Raw genomic sequence first — 20,567 nt, forward strand, 5'->3', positions numbered from 1 at the left:
GCTTTTTGATTAGAATACAACCATCTCCGCTTTTAGCCTATAAGCGAATCATTAGAATAATATGTCGAGAAAGACATCTTTGGCTAGTTCAGTATTTCCTTCTTTCAAGTTGAAGAACAAACGCCAGTCGCCAGTCATCGTGAAATTCACTTTCCCTTTATAGCGACCATTCCCCAAGCCTACCGGTGCCTCATTATTAGGAGAGCCATGGTTCATCGAAGTCATTTGCGGATTAAAATCAAATGTTAACCCATTTTGTTCCGGAAATGAAAACATAGTTTCGCGAAGAAATACCATGACTTCAAGCTCGTTCATTCCAGTTTTAGGAGCTGTTGGTTGTACCAAAGCAAGCACATAACGTTTGCCATTGGATGCGGTTACCGTTTTTACTGGCACATTTCCGGTTGCCGCCGCTTTAACCACTACAGGTACACTAACTTCCTCTCCATTGACTTGAAACTTCAAAGCCCAAGAACCAGACTCTCCCGAGGACATTGTAAAGACTACATAGGCCTCAAATGATTTTGTTGTTGCAGTATATTTTAGCACACTTGATGGTGCGCCATGGGTCATCGTACCCATATCCATAATTGGTGAAAAACTTAGATTCCCTGAACTCTGCAATTGACCGTTTTTCTTAAACTGAATATAGACCTTTTGGTATCCAATACTCAGCTCCTTATCTCCAAGAATGCTGATCTCTCCTTTATCGCTCAAAGTAGCTTTTGCAATCAGGATTTTATTATTTTCAGGTTCAATAACTGCATCATCTTTAGAACAAGAACCTAGCAATATTATACTTAAACTTAGGATCAGTAAATAGCTTAACTTTTTCATCACTTTTCACTTTAATGTTTTTTATAAATCTTTTTTCTTAAAATATCTTAGGGATAGCCATAATGGAATAATACACCATAGTAACATGATAAATAATGTGATTCCCATACCTAATATTGTTCCGAAGAAATCCCTAAATATCGCTCCCGTATAGCCCATCATCGCTGATAGATCAAGTTCCAACAAGATTAATATTCTGCTGATATCGATCGGATTCAACATGGATAATGCGACCATTAGGTTCTCAATTGGATAGTCTGAGAATTGGAATAACATAAACAAGACTAAGGCATCGAACAGTAATCCGAAATACAACCATAGTAAAATAGCGAGTCCAATTCCTTTAGACTTATCACGAATTAATACGGAGGTCCACATAGCGATCGACACAAAGATTAGGCATAATAAGAGTCCGCAACCAATTAAGGTTATTCCGGAAATTGTAAATGCATAGATGAAGGTCGGAATACCAACACCAACAAAAAATGATAAGCATAAGGCTCCGGCTAATCCGACAAATATGCTCAGCCAAATATGTGATCGTTTCAAGGGTTGACTGACGAGTAAATTGATAAACTCTGCACTATTGTATAAGTATATACTCGTAAAAACAATGCTGACTAATGGAACGACAAACAACACAATATTCAATAAGCTCACTAAGCCTTTTTCGTAATTATCCTCCATGCTGTATACACTAACGGAAAGACCAAGCAATAGTAGCGTATAGAACAGAATAGTCTTATTTCTCAAGAGGTCAACAAAAACGTATCGTATAATTTTATTCATGAACAGCTCCTTCGTTAGGTTGGTTTGGCAATGACATTACATGCGCTATCGCTTTAGATAGTTTTTGCGTTCCTGTATCTTCTTTCAGCTGTTGTAATGTTTTATGGAAGATTAACTTACCATCTTGTAGATAGACAATTTGAGAAACCATATCATCCAAATCGCTGAGTACATGTGAACTAATAATGATTAGTTTGTTTTTTTCTTTTTCTCGCTGAATTTTATCTTTCAAAATCTCCGTTGAGAGTGGATCCAGTCCTGCCGTTGGTTCATCCAGAATTAGGGCTTTTGGTGAGAACATAAAGGCTAAACAAGCACTTACTTTCTGTCTTGTTCCTCCGGATAGCGTACCCATACGTTTACTGAGCAATGCTGGTAGATTAAACGCATGATATAGCTCTAAATCCAATTTATTCTCTGGCATTTTGCGGATATCTTTCATCATATCCAATACCTGAGCGATGGTCATATTTTCGGGATATTGCCCTATTTGTGGCATATAACCAATCTCATTTCGATAAATCCATTTTTGCTCGATGCTCTGCCCATCAAATAAAATTTGACCAGCACTTGGAACCACCATACCTAATATTGTTTTGATCAGGGTAGTCTTCCCACTTCCATTTGGACCAATTAACGCTATGCATTCACCGCCCTCCAACGTTACGTTGATATCATTTAATGCTTTGAGCTTCCCAAATTCCTTGCTGATATGTTGAATATTAATCATACTTTCATCGATTTCATTCGAGGCTTTTCATCTTTAAGTCCCTCGGGGGTTAAACTAGGTAGTAATTTTTCGGTGCGATCAAAAAGGGCAACCATAAAGCTTCTGAAGAGTAGCATTGCTGATGGGTAACGCTCGACCAACATAGAGAACAGACTTACCGGACGAAAAGGGATATCTCCTATTCCATCGTTGTCGAGGTCATATCCTTCGTACTTATCCCAGTAATTTTGTTCGAAATAGTTAAGCGATAAGGATCCGTTGGTCGCAACATCGAAGGTATTCTGCAAGAAATTATTATCCTTAAATCTATTATCCATACAGCTTGCTTGCACCTTAATAGCCCAGCCGTTGTCCTTGAAATTATTTTTTTCTAAATGAATCCGATTGGATCCTTCCATAAAAATACCAGTTGTATTTCTATCAAACTGATTATTGATGATTTGGCTATCGGATATATCTTTTAGGAGTAAGCCATAAGCAGCATCTCCCCAATTTTCTTCAAATTTATTATTCTCCATATGTACATTTTTGGTATACATAACGGCTACTCCTGCTCCATTGGAACGGAATGTATTTTCTACGTAACTATTGTCATGGGAAAACATGAAATGTAGACCGTAGCGTAAGTTATTTTGTGATAAATTCTTAAGTGCGTGGGTATGTGTTACAAATTCCAGGTATATACCATCTCGGTGTCCGACAATCTCATTCCCCACTATCGTCAAACTATCCGACTTCCAAGCATGTATTCCATTCCCAATAAGTTGTTCCGCCTTTCCATAGGCGCGGATTTTATTTCCTCGTATTTCTAAACGTCTACAGTTTTGTGAGTAAACCCCAAAGAAATTATCGTCCAGTATATTATCTAGGACTTTGACGTCATAGGTATTGTAGATCTTAATACCAGCAATATCATCCAAGGAAGAATGTCCAGACCCTTTTACAGTAAATCCTTGGATTACGACAGCATGTGATTTAATAGAAAGTGGTTCAAATTTCTTCTGCCCATCTAGTGTCGGATTACCTTCTCCTAAAAGCGTTAAAGGTTTATCGATAATTATATTACCTTCTCTATATACGCCTGCATGTACTAATACAGTATCACCAGCTTTTGCTGCTGCAATTCCGGCTTTAATGGTCTTTGCATGCTTACCTGGGCCTATTTCAATGGTAGCGGCCTGAGCACATCCCGCTACCATAAAATAAACAAACATGGTACTAAATATATTTAAGGTTAACTTTTTCATCGTTTACAAATGATTACCACAAATCTTCCCACTTCATGTTCGTTCCACCTACTGTTGCTTTGGTTTTTTCTAAGTCCTCGACAGAACTGAAGGCCGCGATATCGCCGCGCATTGGACTTTTCAGTTTTTCACTTTTTAAATAGAACATTTTCTCTGCCGGCATCAATTTATTGCTGATGTAATCTGGTAAGAAAAATGCCGCAACATCTTCCTTTTTTACCCTACTTTCTTTAACGAAAGCAACCATACATTGAACATCGTCAAAATTATAAGCTCTACCTTTTTTTGTTAGCAGCTGCGTACCGAATCGTGGATCGCTAACGGTCATCTTACAATAGGCACATTGATCTACTCCATATTTAATTGGCTTTGGACCATTGTTTCCCTGACAGGCTTGAAATCCAATCATTAGTAGCATCAGGCTACACAGGCTTAGCCATACTATTTTAGCGCTTTTCATCATTTACTAATTTTGTGTTTTTTGATTTCCTCCACTCTTGCATACTGCAATAGGCAACAATAACACCCACAAGGACAAATATCCATCCGCCTACATCAGGTATGGAATAGGCCCCAAAGTTGAGCAGCTGTTTATAACCAATCAAAGGAGGTTGATACGACATTCCAGGAACCTTTATAGGTGCATTAGGATCCAAGTTATGTCCGTAGTTGTATTCCCAGATATAGAAATCAACCATTGCTACTACTCCGAAAAGTAAGAAAGCAAAGAATAATATATACAGCGCTTTTTTACTATTAAGTGCTGCGACTAACAGGAAGCCTGCTGCGAAGAGAGCAATTAAATATGGGAGCACCGTAAACTCGATGAAGTCGTCTGCATGCAGCGTTTTCATACCGATATAATGGTTCAATCCGTTAATAATTTCTACCTCTCCAGCAAGCTTGTTGCTGTAAATTTGCAGTTCTAAACCTTCTGGGTATTGAGCTGCGTCCAGCTCAATACGCCAAATAGGTAGGAAGATGACTGCTACTAAAGCCACTCCACAAAGCCCAATGAGAAAGCGGTGCAAAGGTGACATCTTGTAGTTAGTTTTCATCTCTTTGTATTTTAGTTTGCACTATCAGCCGGTAGATTAGTACCTAAGCTATAAGTTAAAGGCACGTTACTTCCTTTTTTAGATATTCGGATATATCCCTGCATTTCTTGGTGTAATGCACTACAGAAATCTGTACAATAGAATGGGAAGACTCCAATACGATCTGGTACCCATTTCAGTGTTTGTGTTTCTCCTGGCATCACTAAGAGTTCTCCGTTTCTAGCTCCTTTTACAGCAAATCCATGCGGCATATCCCAGTCTTGTTCAATATTCGTTACGTGGAAGTAAACTTCATCTCCCAACTGAATGCCTTCGATATTATCTGGCGCAAAGTGTGAGCGGATTGCAGTCAAATAAACGTGAACTTGATTTCCTTTACGTTCTACACGTGCTTCCTTCTCACCTTTCGCAGCGTACGGATTTGTGTTTTCTTCAATCTTGAAGATTTTCAGGGAGCGTTCTTTGATCTTATCGGCACGCATTGCTTGCGCATGGTGCGGCTCTCCAATTGTCGGGAAGTCTAGGATCAGTTGCATTTTATCGCCAGAGATATCAAATAATTGGGCACTTTGCGATAGCTCAGGTCCAGTCGGTAAATAACGATCTTTCGTAATTTTGTTATAAGCCACTACATACTTAGCATCTGGGTTTTTAGTATCTCCACCTGGGATCATTAAGTGACCAGTTGAGTAATAAGTAGGCACACGGTCAATTACTTTTAAGTCTTTGATATTCCATTTTACTAATTCCGATGACACGAAGAATGAAGTAATTGCGTTTCCTTTACCGTCGAACTCTGTGTGTAAAGGTCCTAAACCTGGTTTTTCAACTTCTCCATATAATGCGGCCTCATATTTAATAATCGGAATACCACCGAATTTTCCTTCAAACTGCTTTCCAGCGATTGCTTTTTGCATTTTGTCGAATGAGAATACTGGGATTAATGCTGCCAATTTACCTGATCCAACAATGTATTCTCCGGTTGGATCCACGTCTACTCCGTGTGGAGATTTCGGACATGGGATATAGTAACATAGTCCTTCTAATTCTTCCGCATTTAATACAATCGTTTCTGTTTTAAACTCTGTTTTTGCCGAATGTGACTTCTCATCGTACGTGTTATGCGCATATTTCAAGTTTGAAACTTTCTTGCCTTTTCCAGCTTTCAAATACTCTTCTGCTTTTTTCCAGTTTACAGCAAGGATAAAATCCTTGTCGTTTTTAGATGCATTCACCTCCAATAAAGTATTGGCTTGCTCGGTATTGTAAGTTGAGAAGAAGAACCAGCCATGGGAAACACCTTTACCTGCACGACTCAAGTCATAATTGACACCTGGGGTTTCAATTTGGAATGCCAAGTCCATGTTACCATTGTCCTTATTCACACTGACAAAACTTAGTGTACCACGGAAATTCTTTTTATAAGAGTTGATTGGCACATCTCCATCTTGGTGATCAGTTGGCACAGAAAAACGTGTTCCGGCAACAACGTACTCGGTATTCTCTGTGATAAATGGTGAAGAGTGATTACCTCCACTATTTGGCAATTCCAAGATCTCCGCTGTACGGAAAGTAGTTAAGTCGACACGCGCAATACGCGGGGTGTTATTCGCATTGACGAATACCCATCGACCATCATAATTACCGTCTGTTTTTGAGATCTGCACGTGGTGCAAGTCATCCCATGGCACATTTCCATGTGATGTTTCTAACATTGGTTTGGTTTCCTCACTAAATCCCCATCCTTTTTCCGGATCCAAAGAGAACACCGGAATTACACGTAACAATCTTCCCGAAGGTAATCCGTAGACTGCTAACTGTCCACTGAAACCTCCCGATACGAAGTTGTAAAACTCATCGTATTTACCTGGCGCTACGTAAGCCTTCTCTGCAGCATTACCACTTACGGCTTCGCTAGCACCTTTTGGCTTACAGGCTTGGAAAGTTGACATCAGCGTCGCCGCTGCCAACCCTGCTAATACATACTTTTTAAATTCCATTATATTATGAATTTGGGGTTAATAAAATGTACTATTGTTTATTTTACGCCATCATTTTGACGCATGTACTCGAATACTTGACGTGCTTCTTCATCGGATATGTTTTGATTCGGCATACGAACCAAACACAACTCCAATTGTGCTTGTAAGGCAGGGTCTTTGTCTAACATCGCATCGGGATTGGTCACGAAGTTCATCACCCATTCTGGTTTACGACGTTCTGTTACGCCTTTCCACCCTGGACCAACTAATTTCTCATCAGTTAGCTTGTGGCATGACGCACATTTTACATCTGCAACAAGTTTTCCCTTTGCTGCCAAATCTTTGTCGAGTGCTGTCCCGATTTGAACATCCTTGAATTTTCCTTCGCCGCGATGTTCATCATAGGAACCCGCATCAGTGCTTGCTGGACTGCTCGCTTCCGAGGAAGCGCTTTCCGCATTTTTGCTCTCTGTGTTGTTTGATGAACACGCATACATAAACAGCGCGATCAAACAGAATACCATTAGTTTTTTCATAGTTTGTCAGTTTTCCAATCTCTTTCGAGACTATGTATTATTGTTATGACAAAACTACTTTGAAGGCTTGTAGTGATTTTATGCGTTCAATCATATTCGCATTTCTAAAGCGTAAAAATCAATTGTAAATATTTGACTATCAATACATTAATGGCCATTATGATACTGATCACATATTAGCATGATGAAAGTCAGTCGATTTATTTAGACTAGTCAATAATTTTATTGCCGAAACGATTAATTACTTACTTCTAGACAATGATTCCAATCGAATTACTTTTGGACAAAGGGGCAGTCACGAAACAAGTTGATTCTGGTCAAATAATATATTATGAGAATAGTGCTTGTAATTACTATTATCAGATTATTTCTGGTCGTGTACGGCTCAGTAATTTTATGATTGATGGCCGAGAAGTACTACATAAAGTGGTTTGTGCGAACGATGGTTTTGGTGAGGTTGCTATTTTCGATGAAGGTTTACATGGAATCACTGCTGTTGCGGATTGCCAGACAACGCTCATAAAGATCAGTAAAGATTCGTTTAGAGAAATTCTAAAAGAGTATCATAGTTTCTACCAATACTTCGCTCAGAAAATAGCGAAAGATCTTCATTTTAAGCAGTTTCTGACGAGCCTTGTTTGCAACTTTGGACCAGAAGAAATTTTAAGTAAGCTGATTCATAAGTTAAATGAGAATACGAATCTGATTTGTCATGAATGTCATCGTTTGATGTTGACTCGCCAACAATTAGCCAATATGACGGGTCTTCGAGTAGAAACGATCATCCGTACGATGAAACAAATGGAAAAGAAAGATAAGCTACAAATTGTTAAAGGTAAAGTCTATATACCGGCAGATGGCATAGGGTAACTAATTAAGACCTTTACTTTCAGAAAAACTTCCCTGCATAAAACATTTATTAGATTGAAACGAAAGAAAGTCAGCGCGACATTATAGAAGCGCTGACTACACACTAACACATGATAGACTAAGGGGTTTGTCTATCCCCATATTATTGGGATTTTGCAACGAATTGCGAGAAGTATATTGTACCATTCAATGCTCAAACATCTTGAATTTGCTAATGCTTATTGCTAGTTAGCAGACTCACGTTTTGATGAGCTTATCATTGTGTCAGGAAATTCAAGCGCAGCACTTAGCTGCGCTAAATTTCCAGAAAGCACATGCAACAGTATTATGATTTATCTATACCGTTGTAATGTGAAGTTGCCACCAACAAGGCAAATATGTTTCCGAAGATTACTGAATTATATGCTTGATAAGTTGCTGCAGCTTTCGGATAATCCATTGATCCAAATGCGGCAGCATTCCCATAGGCCGTATGTGGCACAGGGAAGTCGCTTCCATCGGTCGTCGTCGCAAATGGTTCAAGAAGATATCCAGGATACTGACCATTGCGTAGCTCTGAGGAGAGGAAACCCGTATCCCCTACAAAGAAGAGGTGCTTGGTTTTATGGCGGAACATGCTCATTCCTGTCTGTGGTGCATAATTTCTCGATGTATTCGAATATTCAATTACTTGTCCAGGAGGAATGTCTTTAACATATAACGTTGCGGAAAAATCCTGCCCCCATGTCTTCCCTCGAACATCACCAAAGCGCCAATTCAAAACATCGGCATCCTCGTTCGTCATCGTATAAATTGCACCGCCACTATCGTAATTCGCTGTAGAAACCGTATTTCCGAAAATAGATTTCATAAAATTATCAACGTAGACATTGGTGTTTTCGATCATCAAGAATACAACTCCACCCCTTCTGATATACTCTGCAAGCGCATTGTAATCATCAGTAGCGAACCCAGTAAACATACCCGCAATAATGATATCCGGATAATTTGCCGGATTAGCCAATCGGTTTTTCAACGCATTTGTGGCCGCTAAGATAGTTTCACTTTGAAATCCTTCAATACGTAAATAGTTACTTTTGGGACCAAAATTACTTGGATTCTGAAGAAATCCCCCTGATGCTCTCAATGGGTTCGAGGCGGCATAACTAAAGTGGGAGTTTCCTTCTACATGCAATACTGTCTTAAGCGGGAATACTTTCCACATCTCTAACATACCTTTCAAGATCTTACCTTTGGAAGAGCCTGCAAACGCTCCGAACTCTACGAGTCCAGCAGATGGGAACTTCGTTGTCAATACTTCTACGTCATCGTTTATTAAGCGAATAGACAAGTCCGTAAATTGAACTTTGTAGCTCGTCAAATTAATTGCTGATGTATAACATTTTGCTATTTGTATACGATTCGAAGTAGAATCTAACTTCTCAAATTTTAGATTGCCAACATTTTCAACCGTCATCTGCTGATCGAACTCACCAGTAAGAATATTAAAATTACCAGTCATAATGCAATCGCCAGAAAACTCAGCGGCTAAAGATTCGATTCCGCCAAAAAGACCACGCGTATCTACTTCGACCTGTAACTGTGCAAGTTGATGCTTGAAATTAATAGATATTGGTGTCGTACCGACAGTGCTTGCATTTACAATACCACTCGCATACAACAAAGGTAAATTCGTTTTAGAAACGATTGTTGGATTTGCCAAATCTGGCGCGGGAATCACATCTTCCGTATTGTAAGAATATGCAAACCACTTATAATCTTGGCCTTTATAAACATCGATTTCAAGTAGCGTCCCTGCGGTCGCAATTTCCGAACTTTCTATTTTATTATTACTCGTATTCACCAATATGATACGATACTTTGTGCCCGTTTGCATCTGTGTAACGGCAGCACGAAGACCATTTGAACTCGATACTGTTCTAGATTTTATAACCGAAGGCGTAATGATACTCGTTTCTTCACTTAGGTCTTTAACAGATGAAACGATATCTAAAGTAAAATCACTTACTTCAACGGATTCTACGTTTTTGTTATCTATAGCATTCAAGGCAATGCCACGTGCGCTCGCTGCTCCGGATGCAAACGTTGAAGAGTTTGGGTCATCTTGAGCCATGATACCAGCCACACTGATAACTAGTTTGCCTGGCTCCCCACTGACTACTGCCTTATCTTTTGCGCATGAACTTAATAAGGAGGAACTCAAGAGTAGGGAAATGAAAAAATAAAACATCCTCGATGTTTCATTAATAGTTAGTGTATATATATATGCCATTATATTAATCTTGGAAATCCCATTCCTTATGTATAACTTCTTCTGTTTCGTCTGTAATCCAGGGATTACTACCAACAGTATCTCCGCCTGGGCTGACCATTGCAGAACTTGCTGCAATACTACTTTCAAACTCTATGATATCGACTGCTAAGCGCGGAGGAATGTATTGCTTTCGTCTCTTTTTTTGTTCACTCATTTTTCTTTGTTATTGTTAAAAATTTTTCACAGGTTAACCGAGGACAAAAATCTTTAATTAAAAATATTAGCGAGCAAAACAATATACTACACCCATACTATGAGTGCATACAACACAGATACTACATCAAAACAACAATAATAACAACCTGATTTAAAGCGTATTATAATACACTAGATCATCATTGAGCAATAAAACTGAAAAATTAAGACTTTCTTTTTTAAGGAATAATTGAGATAATTTCAAGACTTTTTAAGAGATGCTTTCAATCCAGAGATAGAGATCTTCGTGCGATGAGAGATGAAAGGATTTTCTTAATCTATTTTTCTTGGTTTGAACACTTCGAACTGCTAAATGTGTATAAGTTGCTATGTCTTTTGTAGTGAAGCCAAGCTTTAGTAAAGCACAGAGCTTGAACTCCTCACTCGTCATTTCTGGGTTTATTTCAAAGAGCTTAGAATAGACTTCTGGGAAAACTTCTTTAAAGAGCGGAATAAATAAAGCACTATTTTCCATAGCTAGATTAATTAGTTTCTCCAGTTGTGCAGTGGTCGATGTATGTTTCAACTTATTGTTCAACTGTTCTATAATCTTTTCACTTCGCTCCTTTTGACTAAAAAGCCGCGTGATTTCCTTATTCTTAGAAACTAATAAATAGGCATTGAAGCCTATGAAACATATGATTTGTATAAATGTATGTATTCGCGTTGTCTTCGACGTTTTAGAAGATTCTCGAAATTCATTATTCAGCACTTGAACTTCTCGAATCTGTGTTAAATAGAAAAAGAAAAATATAATGGCAATCAGAACCAGCGCATATAAATAATTCGTCCTTTCATTGAAAATGAAAATTATGGCCAATAAAATTGCGAAATAGTAGAATGAGATTCCACTTTCGAGCCCTCCTCTTTAGGAGAATACTAGCACTAAAGTTGAGCAGATAAGTAAAACGAGAAATACGAACAAATCATTAAAATGAACCTTCGTAAAAAAGAATAATAAGAGAAGCGTAGTTCCTAGTATCAATAAGAACAAGGCCGAGAGATGATAGCCTGAAAACAGGTCCCTTAGGGCATCGATAAATAAGAAGCTTGATATGAGAAAGGCATATTGATTTGACACCCTGGCTTTGATTCGCTCGAGTCCTATTAAATCGTCAGAAAGGTGACGATTCGATATAAAATTCCAATACCGCGAAATGTCCATATATCTACTTTCAAAAATGAAAATCAAGCTTGATTAAGGAGCGATACAAGAAACCACAAGGTTCCAATATAGATTTATTATTGTTACTAAGCTTGACATTAATTGTATATCTGTATTCCCCACAGTTACTTGAAAATATAAGATATCAACGCACAATAATATAAAATGCTAATTGAAATATGAAATTAAAAGAAAAGAATTTTGTTCTAAAAACAATATATGTAGCAACAGTCTAGTAAGCGAACAAAATAGGTGATTAGTGTCTTAGAAACCGTTCTTCACTTCGGTCCATCGAAGCAGATTCTCGTCTTTGCAAATCATCATCTCGATCGTTAGTAGCCTCCTATTTCAGTTTTAGGTAGTTGATGAGTTCTTTAGCGGCCGCTCTACCCGCTCTATTTGCGCCAATAGTAGATGAGGACGGTCCATATCCAGTAAGATGAATACGAGGATCAGCAGCAACTTGAGTAACCAACTCTCCAGTCATGACAATACCTCCCTTGTCGTTCATCAAATGTAGTCCCGCTAAATGATCTAGAGAATGACGGAAGCCGGTATTCCAAAAGATCACATCAGCATCCATTTCTGTTCCATCTTCCCACCTCACTCCATTTTCTGTTATCTCTTGAAACATTGGTTTGCGATCGAGCGTGCCATTGTTAAGCATATCCTCAATAGCTGGCGTTATCGGCAAGCCTGTTACAGAAACTACCGACTTTGGAGGTAATCCCTCGCGGACACGATCTTCCACCATCGCAACTGCCTCACGCCCATGTTCCGGTGAAAACTCATAATGTCGAAAATCTGGAGGTATTCGGGTTACCCAGGTGGTCTCGGTAACTTTAGAGATTTCTCCAAGCAACTGGACTGCAGAAATTCCACCGCCGACAATAATAACATGCTTACCAATAAACTCTGATGCATTTTTATATTCTCCGGTGTGCAATTGCCTTCCTTTAAACTTCTCCCAACCCGGATATTTGGGACAGTTAGGTGTTTTCCAGGTTCCGGTCGCATTGATTATTCCTCTAGCATTAAATTGAACCCCGTTTGTTCGTATCAAAAACCGTCCATTACGATCAATTACTTCTGTAACCTCAATGGGCCGAATTACAGGAAGTTCAAAAGTCTTCTCATATAAAGCATAGTATTTGGGGATGGCAATATTTGCCTGCAATTCCTTATCATTTGTATTGACCGCTTCTGCAAATCCCAATCCTGGGAGATCATTTATACCGTTCACATTGCTAAGTGTTAATGAATCCCATCTATGCTGCCAAGCACCCCCTGGACCAAACTCGTCATCTAATACAACAAACCCTTTGCCTGGCTTAATTCCTTCTCGCTTTAAATGATAAGCCGCAGATAAACCGGCCTGCCCGGCACCAATAACAACAATATCAACTTTATAAAATAACTCCGGAACGACAGCACTTGATTTAGGTATCTCCTGTTTTGAACGAAGGTTCTCTGTAGCCATAAAAGGTGAATTATACGATTAATCTCTTAAAATACGAACAACGACAAAATACGAAATCATTAATTCAAGACCTAATTCCCAGATCTTTCAATTTTAAAATGACTTTCGGCAAACTTATTAACGACTTGATCTTTGAGCATCGACGAAAAAGAAAAAGCCCCTGAATTAGAAACTCAGGGACTTCATTAAATTGAGGATTTTATTAACTTATATTAGTTTCCTAGTTTGAAATTAACGCCAATTGCTGTAGTTAAGATCCCTTCGTAGTTACGACCACCAATTTCTCTATCGAATCCATCACCTAAAAGGTTTCCACGAATATCAATATTGAAATCTAACTTGTCATTCATACGGATCGTTTGCAAGAATCCTAAATGCGGAGAGAATCTAGTTACACTCGGTTCTTTGAAAGAAGAAGCAACTCCAACTCCTGCGTAAGGAATCATCGTATAAATACGATTCGCGTCAAAACCTGAAATATCATTTGACCAGTTGAACATCACATCAGCACGTAGGTTGAAGTAAGTAAAACGTTGCTCTCTAAGGCTTTGAGATGCATCATACATCTTACCATTAGAAAGACTTTCTGTTTGTGTTAGTCCTTTCATACCGCCACCAGAAAGCGCAATTCTTCCTCCAAACGCCTCGTTAAACCACTTTCCGCCATAAATCTCAGCAGCAGGGCCTATGCGTTTTCCAAAATCATATTGCTTATCGTGATCTCCAAAGAAGACATTCCCACCTACGTTCGCTCCGAAAAACCATGAGGTATTCGAACCTCCAAATTGGAAGCGTGATTTAGGCAACTTGTCTCCAAATGGATTCTTAGCTGATGCTGTAGAAATCAATCCAAAGATGGAAAGAAGACAAAGTAAAAAAGTATTTTTCATCGGTAGTAAATTAATATTGATTTGATATATTATTATTTTTTATTTCTATTATTATTTCTGATATCTAGCCTCGTAGAATAATGGAGCATCTTCTTTGATTTTCAAGTACATTTCCATATCCGAATAATTACGAGGGACTGTAAAAATTAGATTAGCGTAATTGGTTTTTACAGTAATTTGTAATGGATCAGGAATTGAAGTCGCATTATCGGCATTGGTAATATCATATCCATAACGAACAACACCTCCTGAGCGTGCTGTTAATTCAACAACATCGTCGACAAACTTTACTTTCGAAAAGTATGCTTTGCTAACATCTTCACGTACATGTGTTCCAGATTCATTTGATGCTGCATAAGTTGGTGTCCAAACAGTGTTTTTTAATTCTGAAGCAACTGTTTGTTTGACGTCAAGTGGATTGACAACCGAATCATCATTGCAACTCATCAAACTGATACAGAATCCAATCACAAGTAATTTTTTTAACATAGTAGTTTCTATAAATTGTGATAAACTTTTAGAAGATGTATCATTGTACATACCTCTTTATAAATTAATTAAAGTTGATTTAGTTATTAAACAAATAAGAGATTGCTCCCCCATCGTTGTAAAATCTTACGCCAAAATAAGCAGATTTGATCCACTTGCCAAAAAAACGATATTATCTATAGAATTTTCTTAATTTATATTTTTTTTAAATTCAAAAACACAAAATCATCATAAAAATAAATATCAATAACATATAACGTACATTTTGACACGATAGATTTTTATCTTTAATCAAAGTGACAATTTAACATAGTACACTTTCAAGGTTTTAATTTTCTTTTGTAAAAGTATAGCCACAATTCATTGTCATTTCTTTGAAAATTTCTGATTTTTAGATCAATGAGCTATCTCAGAAGGCGATTTTGGAAAGCGAAAAATCAAATTAATTAAGATAATAATCTAGCTACTTTAGTTAACTCAAAAAAAAAGAGGTAAAGTATCTAGCTACTTTACCTCTTCTGGAACTGCATAAAATTATGCCCCAAATATATCTTTAGTTTTGCCTCTTCTTAAGAAACAAAGCTCATCCAATCTGCATTTTCTTCGTAGTCAACAACTGGATTCGCATGGTTTTTACTTAAAAATTGACCGTTTAACATCGTTAAATCCATTAACATATGCTGACGTGTAATCTCCACTAATTCTGCATTAAATCCTTCCATTTCAAGCACAAATTGGAAACAGATAATACGTGCGAACATTCTTCCCAAAGTCACTAAATCCCGCTGATTCAAACCGCCGTCCAAATTAAAATCGATTTGTGATTTAAAGTAGTCAAATGCAATGTTAGTACGCGAGTATGATTTAAAGAAAGCTAACAGACTCGTCTCTTTAGCTTTTTTCATCAACTTCAAAATGCCCTCTGCAATCTGCGAGTATAACATTTCATTCGATCCTTCGAAAATTTGGAAAGGACGACTATCAACCACTGCCCGTCCAGCCAAATGATTTAATCGGTAGCCATTTGCACCAGCTAATTGTAAACTAATTTGCGCTGACTCTTGCATTAAGTCTGTTACCAATGCTTTTAACGAGTTCGCTTCAATACTCATCGTCGCCAAGTCGTGTTCAATACCGCTACTCTTAACACTAAAAGCACACATGCCAGAATTGATGGTAAATGCAGCTTGAAGTCTCGCCAATTGATATTTTACAGAATCGATATTAATCAAAGGTGATCCGCTAACAATTCTTTGCTGACAGTGTTGCAATGACTCATCTAACAGACGCTTAATAAAGCCAAGTCCCATACCTGGAAACTGAAGCCTGCTACGGTGTAGCATATCGAGCATCAATTTAATTCCGGTACTTTCAGGCGTTAACTTCTGTTCTGCGGGAACTTCGATATCAATCACATTGACTCCATATGGAATTGCATATAATCCTAGGTTATCATAACGTTCAACCATTGGAATGTGCTGATCAGCTTTGCTATTATCCGTAACGAAGAAGTCTATATCCCTCGAAAGGTCACCATTCTCAGCTTGCTTTCTCGCGGTAACCAACCAAAAGTCAGCAGCACCACTTAATCCCTGCCAGTGTTTTTCACCTTTAACTTTGTATGTATCTGCAAGCTGTTGGTAACTTGTCTTCATATTTAAAGCATCGCTTCCGTATGCTTTCTCAGTGATCATTAAACCACCCATTGCATTATTTTCTAGAAATTGCTTGAAGATACGATCCTGAACTGGAAAGTTACTGTATTTTGCCAATGGCTCTAGAAATAGGGCAATATTGATTCCAAACATCAGCGATAAGGCTAATGATTCGTATGATGCAGCCGAAAGTACGCCAAGGCACTCTTTCACATGTACGCCACGACCACCGTGAATTTCTGGTATAGCTACCGACAATGGCTTTTTCTCCATAATCTTCGCTAAGAAATCTGCAGGCAAGTCACGGTTTAAGCTAAGTGCATTAAAATCGTATTCCTCTCTAAAAAGTTGCTTTAAATGTGCTCTAAATGAACTGATATAGCTACTGTAATCTAGTTGACTAATAGTGTTAGACATTTTTGTTTCAATTTTACATTAAACAATTATTGTATTTGCCTATAAAGGGCATCTTCGACTACTAGGTTTATTTTTCAATAGATATCATATGTCGAAATATACAATATTTGACTTTTGTAAAAATAAAAAGAATGAGATAGAGGAACTATGGAATTTTGGATAATAAATAGGACAAATCGTGCATAGCCACTTTTTTAACTAGCTACCAGTTCGTCTATATTCTGACGGGGAAATCCCTACGATTTTCTTAAAAATACGCGTAAAATAAGAAGGATCGTCAAATTCCAACTCGTAGGCTATATTGGCAATTGTCTTATTTGTTTCCAGAAGCAAAAGTTGGCTATGAATTATAGCAACCTCAAGGATTAACTGCTTTGAAGACTTCTTAAAAACACCAGTCACACAACGATTTAAGTAGTTCACAGAAACAGCAAGTTTATCGGCATAAAACTGCACCGATTTCTGCTCACTAAAATGCAAATGGACTAGCTGTTTGAAAGCAATTGCAATCTCGTCGCGACGACCTAACGTTTCATTGACAGCAGACAACTTTATGATCTTGAGTAATGCCGTCTTAAAAATACTTTCGTAATACTCTTTATAAGGACTTTTACTGTATATCTCCTTATGCAATAAACCTAGCAATCCATCTAAATCATCACTATCATCATCGGACAAATTCAATAAAGGAGAAATTGTAAAAATATTCAGTATTTCTGTTTCTCGAAATAGAGAGGTCATCGCCTGCTCTTTGATTAAGATACAATGTCCTTTTGCAAGTTTATCAACGGAATGAATTGCGGAGATTGTTCCGTAGTTACAAATCACCACTGCCGGCGCTTCCACTTTAAAAGTCGTCGATTCTATTTGATGTGTAAAATATCCTTCTGTAATATGAATTAATAGGTTATATCCGAAAAATATCGGCGGAATTGGGATCTTCAAATAAGGCGCAATATCGACTAAATCATAGATCTTAATTGGTGTCTGAATATAGGTAAGATGTTTAAGTCCATCCTCCATAAACTTAGCCACAAATTCATCTGCATTAATTTTGTTTTTATCCATCGATCGCTAACCTTCTTTTTTAAACGCAAATATCGAGATTGTTTCCAATTTCAACACATATTTCATTCCGCTTCTATCAGTTCAACAGGCAGTAGAACCGTTTTAAAGTCGACCTCCTTCCCTCTTGACTCGATTTGTTCGATTAAGAGTTCTGCTGCCTTTTTCCCCATTTCGAATGCCGACTGCCGAACGGCAGTAATTTTTGGAGAGAATATATCGACTAGGTTCGAATTTGTAAATCCGACAATTTCGATTGGCTTCTTCGCAAGTTTAGGATATTTCCTTAATGCTTGTAAATAACCCGTCGTTAACTTGTCTCCAGATAAAAAAATACCATCATAATCTAGTTCTGCAAAACGCGATATCGCTAGATCAATTTCAGATTGTTTTAGACCGCCATACTCACAATACTGCACTAAGTTTTCATCAAATTCTAAGTGTTGAGCTATTAAACCCAATTTAAATCCTTCCAAACGCTCTTGACTATTGGACAATTTCTTTGATGAGCTCAACATTGCAATACGTTTGCATCCCTTTTTTACTAGAAATTGAACACTTTCGTAAGCAGCACGTTTATTATCAGTAATCACCTGATGACTCTTTACTTGTTTTGGAATCCGATCAAAAAATACGATCGGCATACCTCTCTCCATCAAACTCTCCAAATAACTGTTATCAGAACTTTCCGATGACATTGCCATTAATAATCCATCAGTTGAACGAGAGTAAAAATGTTCTACATGAAAGCGTTCACGCTCTGCGGACTCATTAGTTTGAGAAATGACAACTTGATAGTTCTTGTGGTAGGCAACTGACTCAATACCATCGATAACCTGCGAGAAAAAGTTATTCGCAATCTCGCTCACAACAATCCCGATGCTATAACTCTTCCGTTCCTTCAACCCTCGAGCCAAAGGATTTGCTCGATAATTGACTTTCGTCGCATACTCCAGCACTAAACGTTTTGTCTCTTCACTGATCTCATGACTGTCTCGTAATGCACGAGAAACAGTAGATGGCGATAAATTCAAAACCTTAGCAATATCTTTCAGGGTGTATTGGTCTTGGCTCATGTCGATAAATTTAGAGAAATATATCGATAATTATACAGTACAAAATAAAGGAAAAAAACAAAGGATTGTCTTTTCGGACAATCCTTGTCTGGCGCCTTCCATCTATAAAAAGGGCCATTGTTGCTAATATAAACCAATATGTAAATAGATGATTAAAATATAAACTTGGTACTCAAGAAGTTTGAAGTTCCATCTTCTACGATTTTATTGATTAAAGCTTTATTCTCTGAAGTGTCTTTCGTTGTTACTAAAGAGCGGATCGAGAACGAGCGAAGCGCATCAAATACCGACAATGTTCCTTCTGCGCTGTCCTTTCTACCCGTAAAAGGGAAAATATCTGGACCACGCTGACATTGTGCATTAATATTTACTCGACTTACTTGATTTACTAATGGATCTATTAATGAGCTAATCACTTCCGTTTTGTTACTGAAAATGCTGACTTGTTGTCCATGCGCGGAACCAATTATATATTCAATAGGTTCTTCTAAATCATCAAACGGAACGACTGGAATAACTGGGCCAAATTGTTCTTCTCGATAAAGCTTCATCTTCGCATTCACCGGATAAACGATTGCCGGATAGAAGAATGACTCCTTTGTTTCACCGGCATTCGGATTAATCAATTTAGCGCCGTGAGCAATTGCATCATCCAAACATTCTTTCAGATAAGCAGGTTTTTGAGGTTCAGGAAGTGGCGTTAATACAACACCCTGCTCCCAAGGCATTCCATACTTCAACTTACTAACTTCCTCGCTTAATTTATACAAGAACGTTGTTGCTACGCTACGATGAACGTAAATAATTTTTAAGGCAGTACAACGTTGTCCATTAAATGATAGCGAACCCAATACTGTTTCTTTTACAGCTAGATCTAAATCCGCGTCTTTACTAATAATAGCGGCATTCTTCGCATCCAATCCTAGTATGGCACGCAGTCGGTTTACCTTTGGATGTAACTTCTTGAGTTCATTGGCAACACGGCTAGACCCAATTAAAGTCAATACATTGATTTGTCCCGATTGCATTAATTGCGGAACGATGGTGTTTCCACGTCCGTAAATTGTATTCACAACACCTTTAGGAAAACAACTTTGAAAAGCTTCCAATAACGGATAGTGTAAAAGAGTCCCGTGTTTAGGTGGTTTGAACAACATGGTGTTCCCCATGATCAATGCTGGAATTAAGGTAGTAAAGGTCTCGTTTAACGGATAGTTGAACGGCCCCATACAAAGTACCACACCCAGCGGTGAGCGTCTAATCTGTGCAATAATCCCTTGCTCAATTTGAAAGCGAGAATTGTCTCGATCTAAATCTTTCAGTGCGTCAATGGTCGCGTAAATATAATCAACAGTACGATCAAACTCTTTTTGCGAATCAGCAAATGATTTACCGATTTCCCACATGATGAGCTTCACAACGATATCGCGTTTAGCAATCATTTTCTGTGTAAATTGTTCTACGCAAGCGATTCGATCCGCAACGCTCATCGTAGGCCAAATACCACGCCCATTATCATAGGCTTTCACTGCAGCATCTAAAGCCTCCATCGATTCCTTTTCCGTACATACCGGATAGCTACCAATTCGTTTTCGAACTAATCCATCTTTGGTCTTGACACAAATTGGCGAGAACACTTCACTGCTTTTGCCTGTCCAAGGATGCATTGCCCCATTACTTAAAAACTCGCGTTGATGAATCTCTTCATCTAAGGTAAACTCGGCAGGAATGTCTTCCTCCCGATAAAATAAATTCTCTAAATCGAATTCCAT

The 20,567-nt window shown here is 38.1% G+C and carries 19 protein-coding genes; 1 reads left to right on the plus strand and 18 read right to left on the minus strand.

Annotated elements, in window-relative coordinates:
- Nucleotides 1–51: 51 nt before the first annotated feature.
- The 8 genes from GFH32_RS12040 to GFH32_RS12075 are packed head-to-tail and all read right to left on the minus strand — an operon-like array spanning nt 52 to nt 7,179.
- Nucleotides 52–837 (minus strand): FixH family protein, encoded by a 786-nt coding sequence (locus GFH32_RS12040; RefSeq protein WP_153511835.1) that lies wholly within the window; start codon nt 835–837, stop codon nt 52–54.
- 21 nt (nt 838–858) lie between these two features.
- On the minus strand, nt 859–1,626 hold the full coding sequence (locus tag GFH32_RS12045) for an ABC transporter permease subunit (RefSeq protein ID WP_153511836.1): 768 nt from the start codon (nt 1,624–1,626) through the stop codon (nt 859–861).
- On the minus strand, nt 1,619–2,356 hold the full coding sequence (locus GFH32_RS12050) for an ABC transporter ATP-binding protein (protein WP_153511837.1): 738 nt from the start codon (nt 2,354–2,356) through the stop codon (nt 1,619–1,621). Before GFH32_RS12050 ends, GFH32_RS12045 begins: the two co-directional genes overlap by 8 nt.
- Complete coding sequence (locus GFH32_RS12055; protein ID WP_153511838.1) at nt 2,353–3,603, minus strand: nitrous oxide reductase family maturation protein NosD; 1,251 nt, start codon at nt 3,601–3,603, stop codon at nt 2,353–2,355. Before GFH32_RS12055 ends, GFH32_RS12050 begins: the two co-directional genes overlap by 4 nt.
- 13 nt (nt 3,604–3,616) lie before the next feature.
- Nucleotides 3,617–4,066, minus strand: a complete 450-nt coding sequence (locus GFH32_RS12060) for a nitrous oxide reductase accessory protein NosL (protein WP_153511839.1) — start codon at nt 4,064–4,066, stop codon at nt 3,617–3,619.
- Nucleotides 4,050–4,661 (minus strand): hypothetical protein, encoded by a 612-nt coding sequence (locus tag GFH32_RS12065; protein ID WP_153511840.1) that lies wholly within the window; start codon nt 4,659–4,661, stop codon nt 4,050–4,052. Before GFH32_RS12065 ends, GFH32_RS12060 begins: the two co-directional genes overlap by 17 nt.
- 11 nt (nt 4,662–4,672) lie before the next feature.
- Complete coding sequence (gene nosZ / locus GFH32_RS12070; RefSeq protein ID WP_153511841.1) at nt 4,673–6,661, minus strand: Sec-dependent nitrous-oxide reductase; 1,989 nt, start codon at nt 6,659–6,661, stop codon at nt 4,673–4,675.
- Nucleotides 6,662–6,699: 38 nt separating this feature from the next.
- Entirely contained in the window at nt 6,700–7,179 is a 480-nt protein-coding gene (locus tag GFH32_RS12075) for a c-type cytochrome (protein ID WP_153511842.1), read from the minus strand.
- Between the two features lie 258 nt (nt 7,180–7,437).
- Here GFH32_RS12075 and GFH32_RS12080 point away from each other — a divergent pair, with 258 nt between their 5' ends.
- The gene (locus tag GFH32_RS12080) at nt 7,438–8,049 is read left to right on the plus strand and encodes a Crp/Fnr family transcriptional regulator (protein ID WP_153511843.1); all 612 of its coding nucleotides are present in this window, start codon (nt 7,438–7,440) and stop codon (nt 8,047–8,049) included.
- A gap of 325 nt (nt 8,050–8,374) precedes the next feature.
- Here GFH32_RS12080 and GFH32_RS12085 read toward each other — a convergent pair whose 3' ends face one another.
- From GFH32_RS12085 to GFH32_RS12130, 10 genes are all read right to left on the minus strand, one after another.
- Nucleotides 8,375–10,321 (minus strand): hypothetical protein, encoded by a 1,947-nt coding sequence (locus GFH32_RS12085; RefSeq protein ID WP_153511844.1) that lies wholly within the window; start codon nt 10,319–10,321, stop codon nt 8,375–8,377.
- 4 nt (nt 10,322–10,325) lie between these two features.
- Nucleotides 10,326–10,517: a hypothetical protein gene (locus GFH32_RS12090; RefSeq protein ID WP_153511845.1), complete on the minus strand. Its 192-nt coding sequence runs from the start codon at nt 10,515–10,517 to the stop codon at nt 10,326–10,328.
- Between the two features lie 252 nt (nt 10,518–10,769).
- The gene (locus GFH32_RS18250) at nt 10,770–11,378 is read right to left on the minus strand and encodes a helix-turn-helix transcriptional regulator (protein WP_160366806.1); all 609 of its coding nucleotides are present in this window, start codon (nt 11,376–11,378) and stop codon (nt 10,770–10,772) included.
- Nucleotides 11,379–12,066: 688 nt separating this feature from the next.
- On the minus strand, nt 12,067–13,203 hold the full coding sequence (locus GFH32_RS12100; RefSeq protein WP_153511847.1) for an NAD(P)-binding domain-containing protein: 1,137 nt from the start codon (nt 13,201–13,203) through the stop codon (nt 12,067–12,069).
- Nucleotides 13,204–13,415: 212 nt separating this feature from the next.
- Nucleotides 13,416–14,093, minus strand: a complete 678-nt coding sequence (locus GFH32_RS12105) for a hypothetical protein (protein ID WP_153511848.1) — start codon at nt 14,091–14,093, stop codon at nt 13,416–13,418.
- Between the two features lie 51 nt (nt 14,094–14,144).
- Complete coding sequence (locus tag GFH32_RS12110) at nt 14,145–14,582, minus strand: hypothetical protein (RefSeq protein ID WP_153511849.1); 438 nt, start codon at nt 14,580–14,582, stop codon at nt 14,145–14,147.
- Between the two features lie 569 nt (nt 14,583–15,151).
- Complete coding sequence (locus tag GFH32_RS12115; protein WP_153511850.1) at nt 15,152–16,654, minus strand: acyl-CoA dehydrogenase family protein; 1,503 nt, start codon at nt 16,652–16,654, stop codon at nt 15,152–15,154.
- 198 nt (nt 16,655–16,852) lie between these two features.
- Entirely contained in the window at nt 16,853–17,722 is an 870-nt protein-coding gene (locus tag GFH32_RS12120; protein ID WP_153511851.1) for a helix-turn-helix domain-containing protein, read from the minus strand.
- A gap of 62 nt (nt 17,723–17,784) precedes the next feature.
- Nucleotides 17,785–18,795 carry a LacI family DNA-binding transcriptional regulator gene (locus tag GFH32_RS12125; protein ID WP_153511852.1) on the minus strand — a complete coding sequence of 337 codons (1,011 nt, stop codon included), beginning with the start codon at nt 18,793–18,795 and terminating at the stop codon, nt 17,785–17,787.
- 152 nt (nt 18,796–18,947) lie between these two features.
- Nucleotides 18,948–20,567, minus strand: a complete 1,620-nt coding sequence (locus tag GFH32_RS12130; protein WP_153511853.1) for an NADP-dependent glyceraldehyde-3-phosphate dehydrogenase — start codon at nt 20,565–20,567, stop codon at nt 18,948–18,950.

Origin of the sequence: Sphingobacteruim zhuxiongii (genome assembly GCF_009557615.1) — a bacterium.
In the GTDB taxonomy this organism is placed as follows: Bacteria; Bacteroidota; Bacteroidia; order Sphingobacteriales; family Sphingobacteriaceae; genus Sphingobacterium; species Sphingobacterium zhuxiongii.

Bases quoted from the DNA above. Each gene is read 5' to 3' on its own strand.
- GFH32_RS12040 (WP_153511835.1), bottom strand. From the start codon at position 837: ATGAAAAAGTTAAGCTATTTACTGATCCTAAGTTTAAGTATAATATTG.
- GFH32_RS12045 (WP_153511836.1), bottom strand. From the start codon at position 1,626: ATGAATAAAATTATACGATACGTTTTTGTTGACCTCTTGAGAAATAAG.
- GFH32_RS12050 (WP_153511837.1), bottom strand. From the start codon at position 2,356: ATGATTAATATTCAACATATCAGCAAGGAATTTGGGAAGCTCAAAGCA.
- GFH32_RS12055 (WP_153511838.1), bottom strand. From the start codon at position 3,603: ATGAAAAAGTTAACCTTAAATATATTTAGTACCATGTTTGTTTATTTT.
- GFH32_RS12060 (WP_153511839.1), bottom strand. From the start codon at position 4,066: ATGATGAAAAGCGCTAAAATAGTATGGCTAAGCCTGTGTAGCCTGATG.
- GFH32_RS12065 (WP_153511840.1), bottom strand. From the start codon at position 4,661: ATGAAAACTAACTACAAGATGTCACCTTTGCACCGCTTTCTCATTGGG.
- nosZ (WP_153511841.1), bottom strand. From the start codon at position 6,661: ATGGAATTTAAAAAGTATGTATTAGCAGGGTTGGCAGCGGCGACGCTG.
- GFH32_RS12075 (WP_153511842.1), bottom strand. From the start codon at position 7,179: ATGAAAAAACTAATGGTATTCTGTTTGATCGCGCTGTTTATGTATGCG.
- GFH32_RS12080 (WP_153511843.1), top strand. From the start codon at position 7,438: ATGATTCCAATCGAATTACTTTTGGACAAAGGGGCAGTCACGAAACAA.
- GFH32_RS12085 (WP_153511844.1), bottom strand. From the start codon at position 10,321: ATGGCATATATATATACACTAACTATTAATGAAACATCGAGGATGTTT.
- GFH32_RS12090 (WP_153511845.1), bottom strand. From the start codon at position 10,517: ATGAGTGAACAAAAAAAGAGACGAAAGCAATACATTCCTCCGCGCTTA.
- GFH32_RS12100 (WP_153511847.1), bottom strand. From the start codon at position 13,203: ATGGCTACAGAGAACCTTCGTTCAAAACAGGAGATACCTAAATCAAGT.
- GFH32_RS12105 (WP_153511848.1), bottom strand. From the start codon at position 14,093: ATGAAAAATACTTTTTTACTTTGTCTTCTTTCCATCTTTGGATTGATT.
- GFH32_RS12110 (WP_153511849.1), bottom strand. From the start codon at position 14,582: ATGTTAAAAAAATTACTTGTGATTGGATTCTGTATCAGTTTGATGAGT.
- GFH32_RS12115 (WP_153511850.1), bottom strand. From the start codon at position 16,654: ATGTCTAACACTATTAGTCAACTAGATTACAGTAGCTATATCAGTTCA.
- GFH32_RS12120 (WP_153511851.1), bottom strand. From the start codon at position 17,722: ATGGATAAAAACAAAATTAATGCAGATGAATTTGTGGCTAAGTTTATG.
- GFH32_RS12125 (WP_153511852.1), bottom strand. From the start codon at position 18,795: ATGAGCCAAGACCAATACACCCTGAAAGATATTGCTAAGGTTTTGAAT.
- GFH32_RS12130 (WP_153511853.1), bottom strand. From the start codon at position 20,567: ATGGAATTCGATTTAGAGAATTTATTTTATCGGGAGGAAGACATTCCT.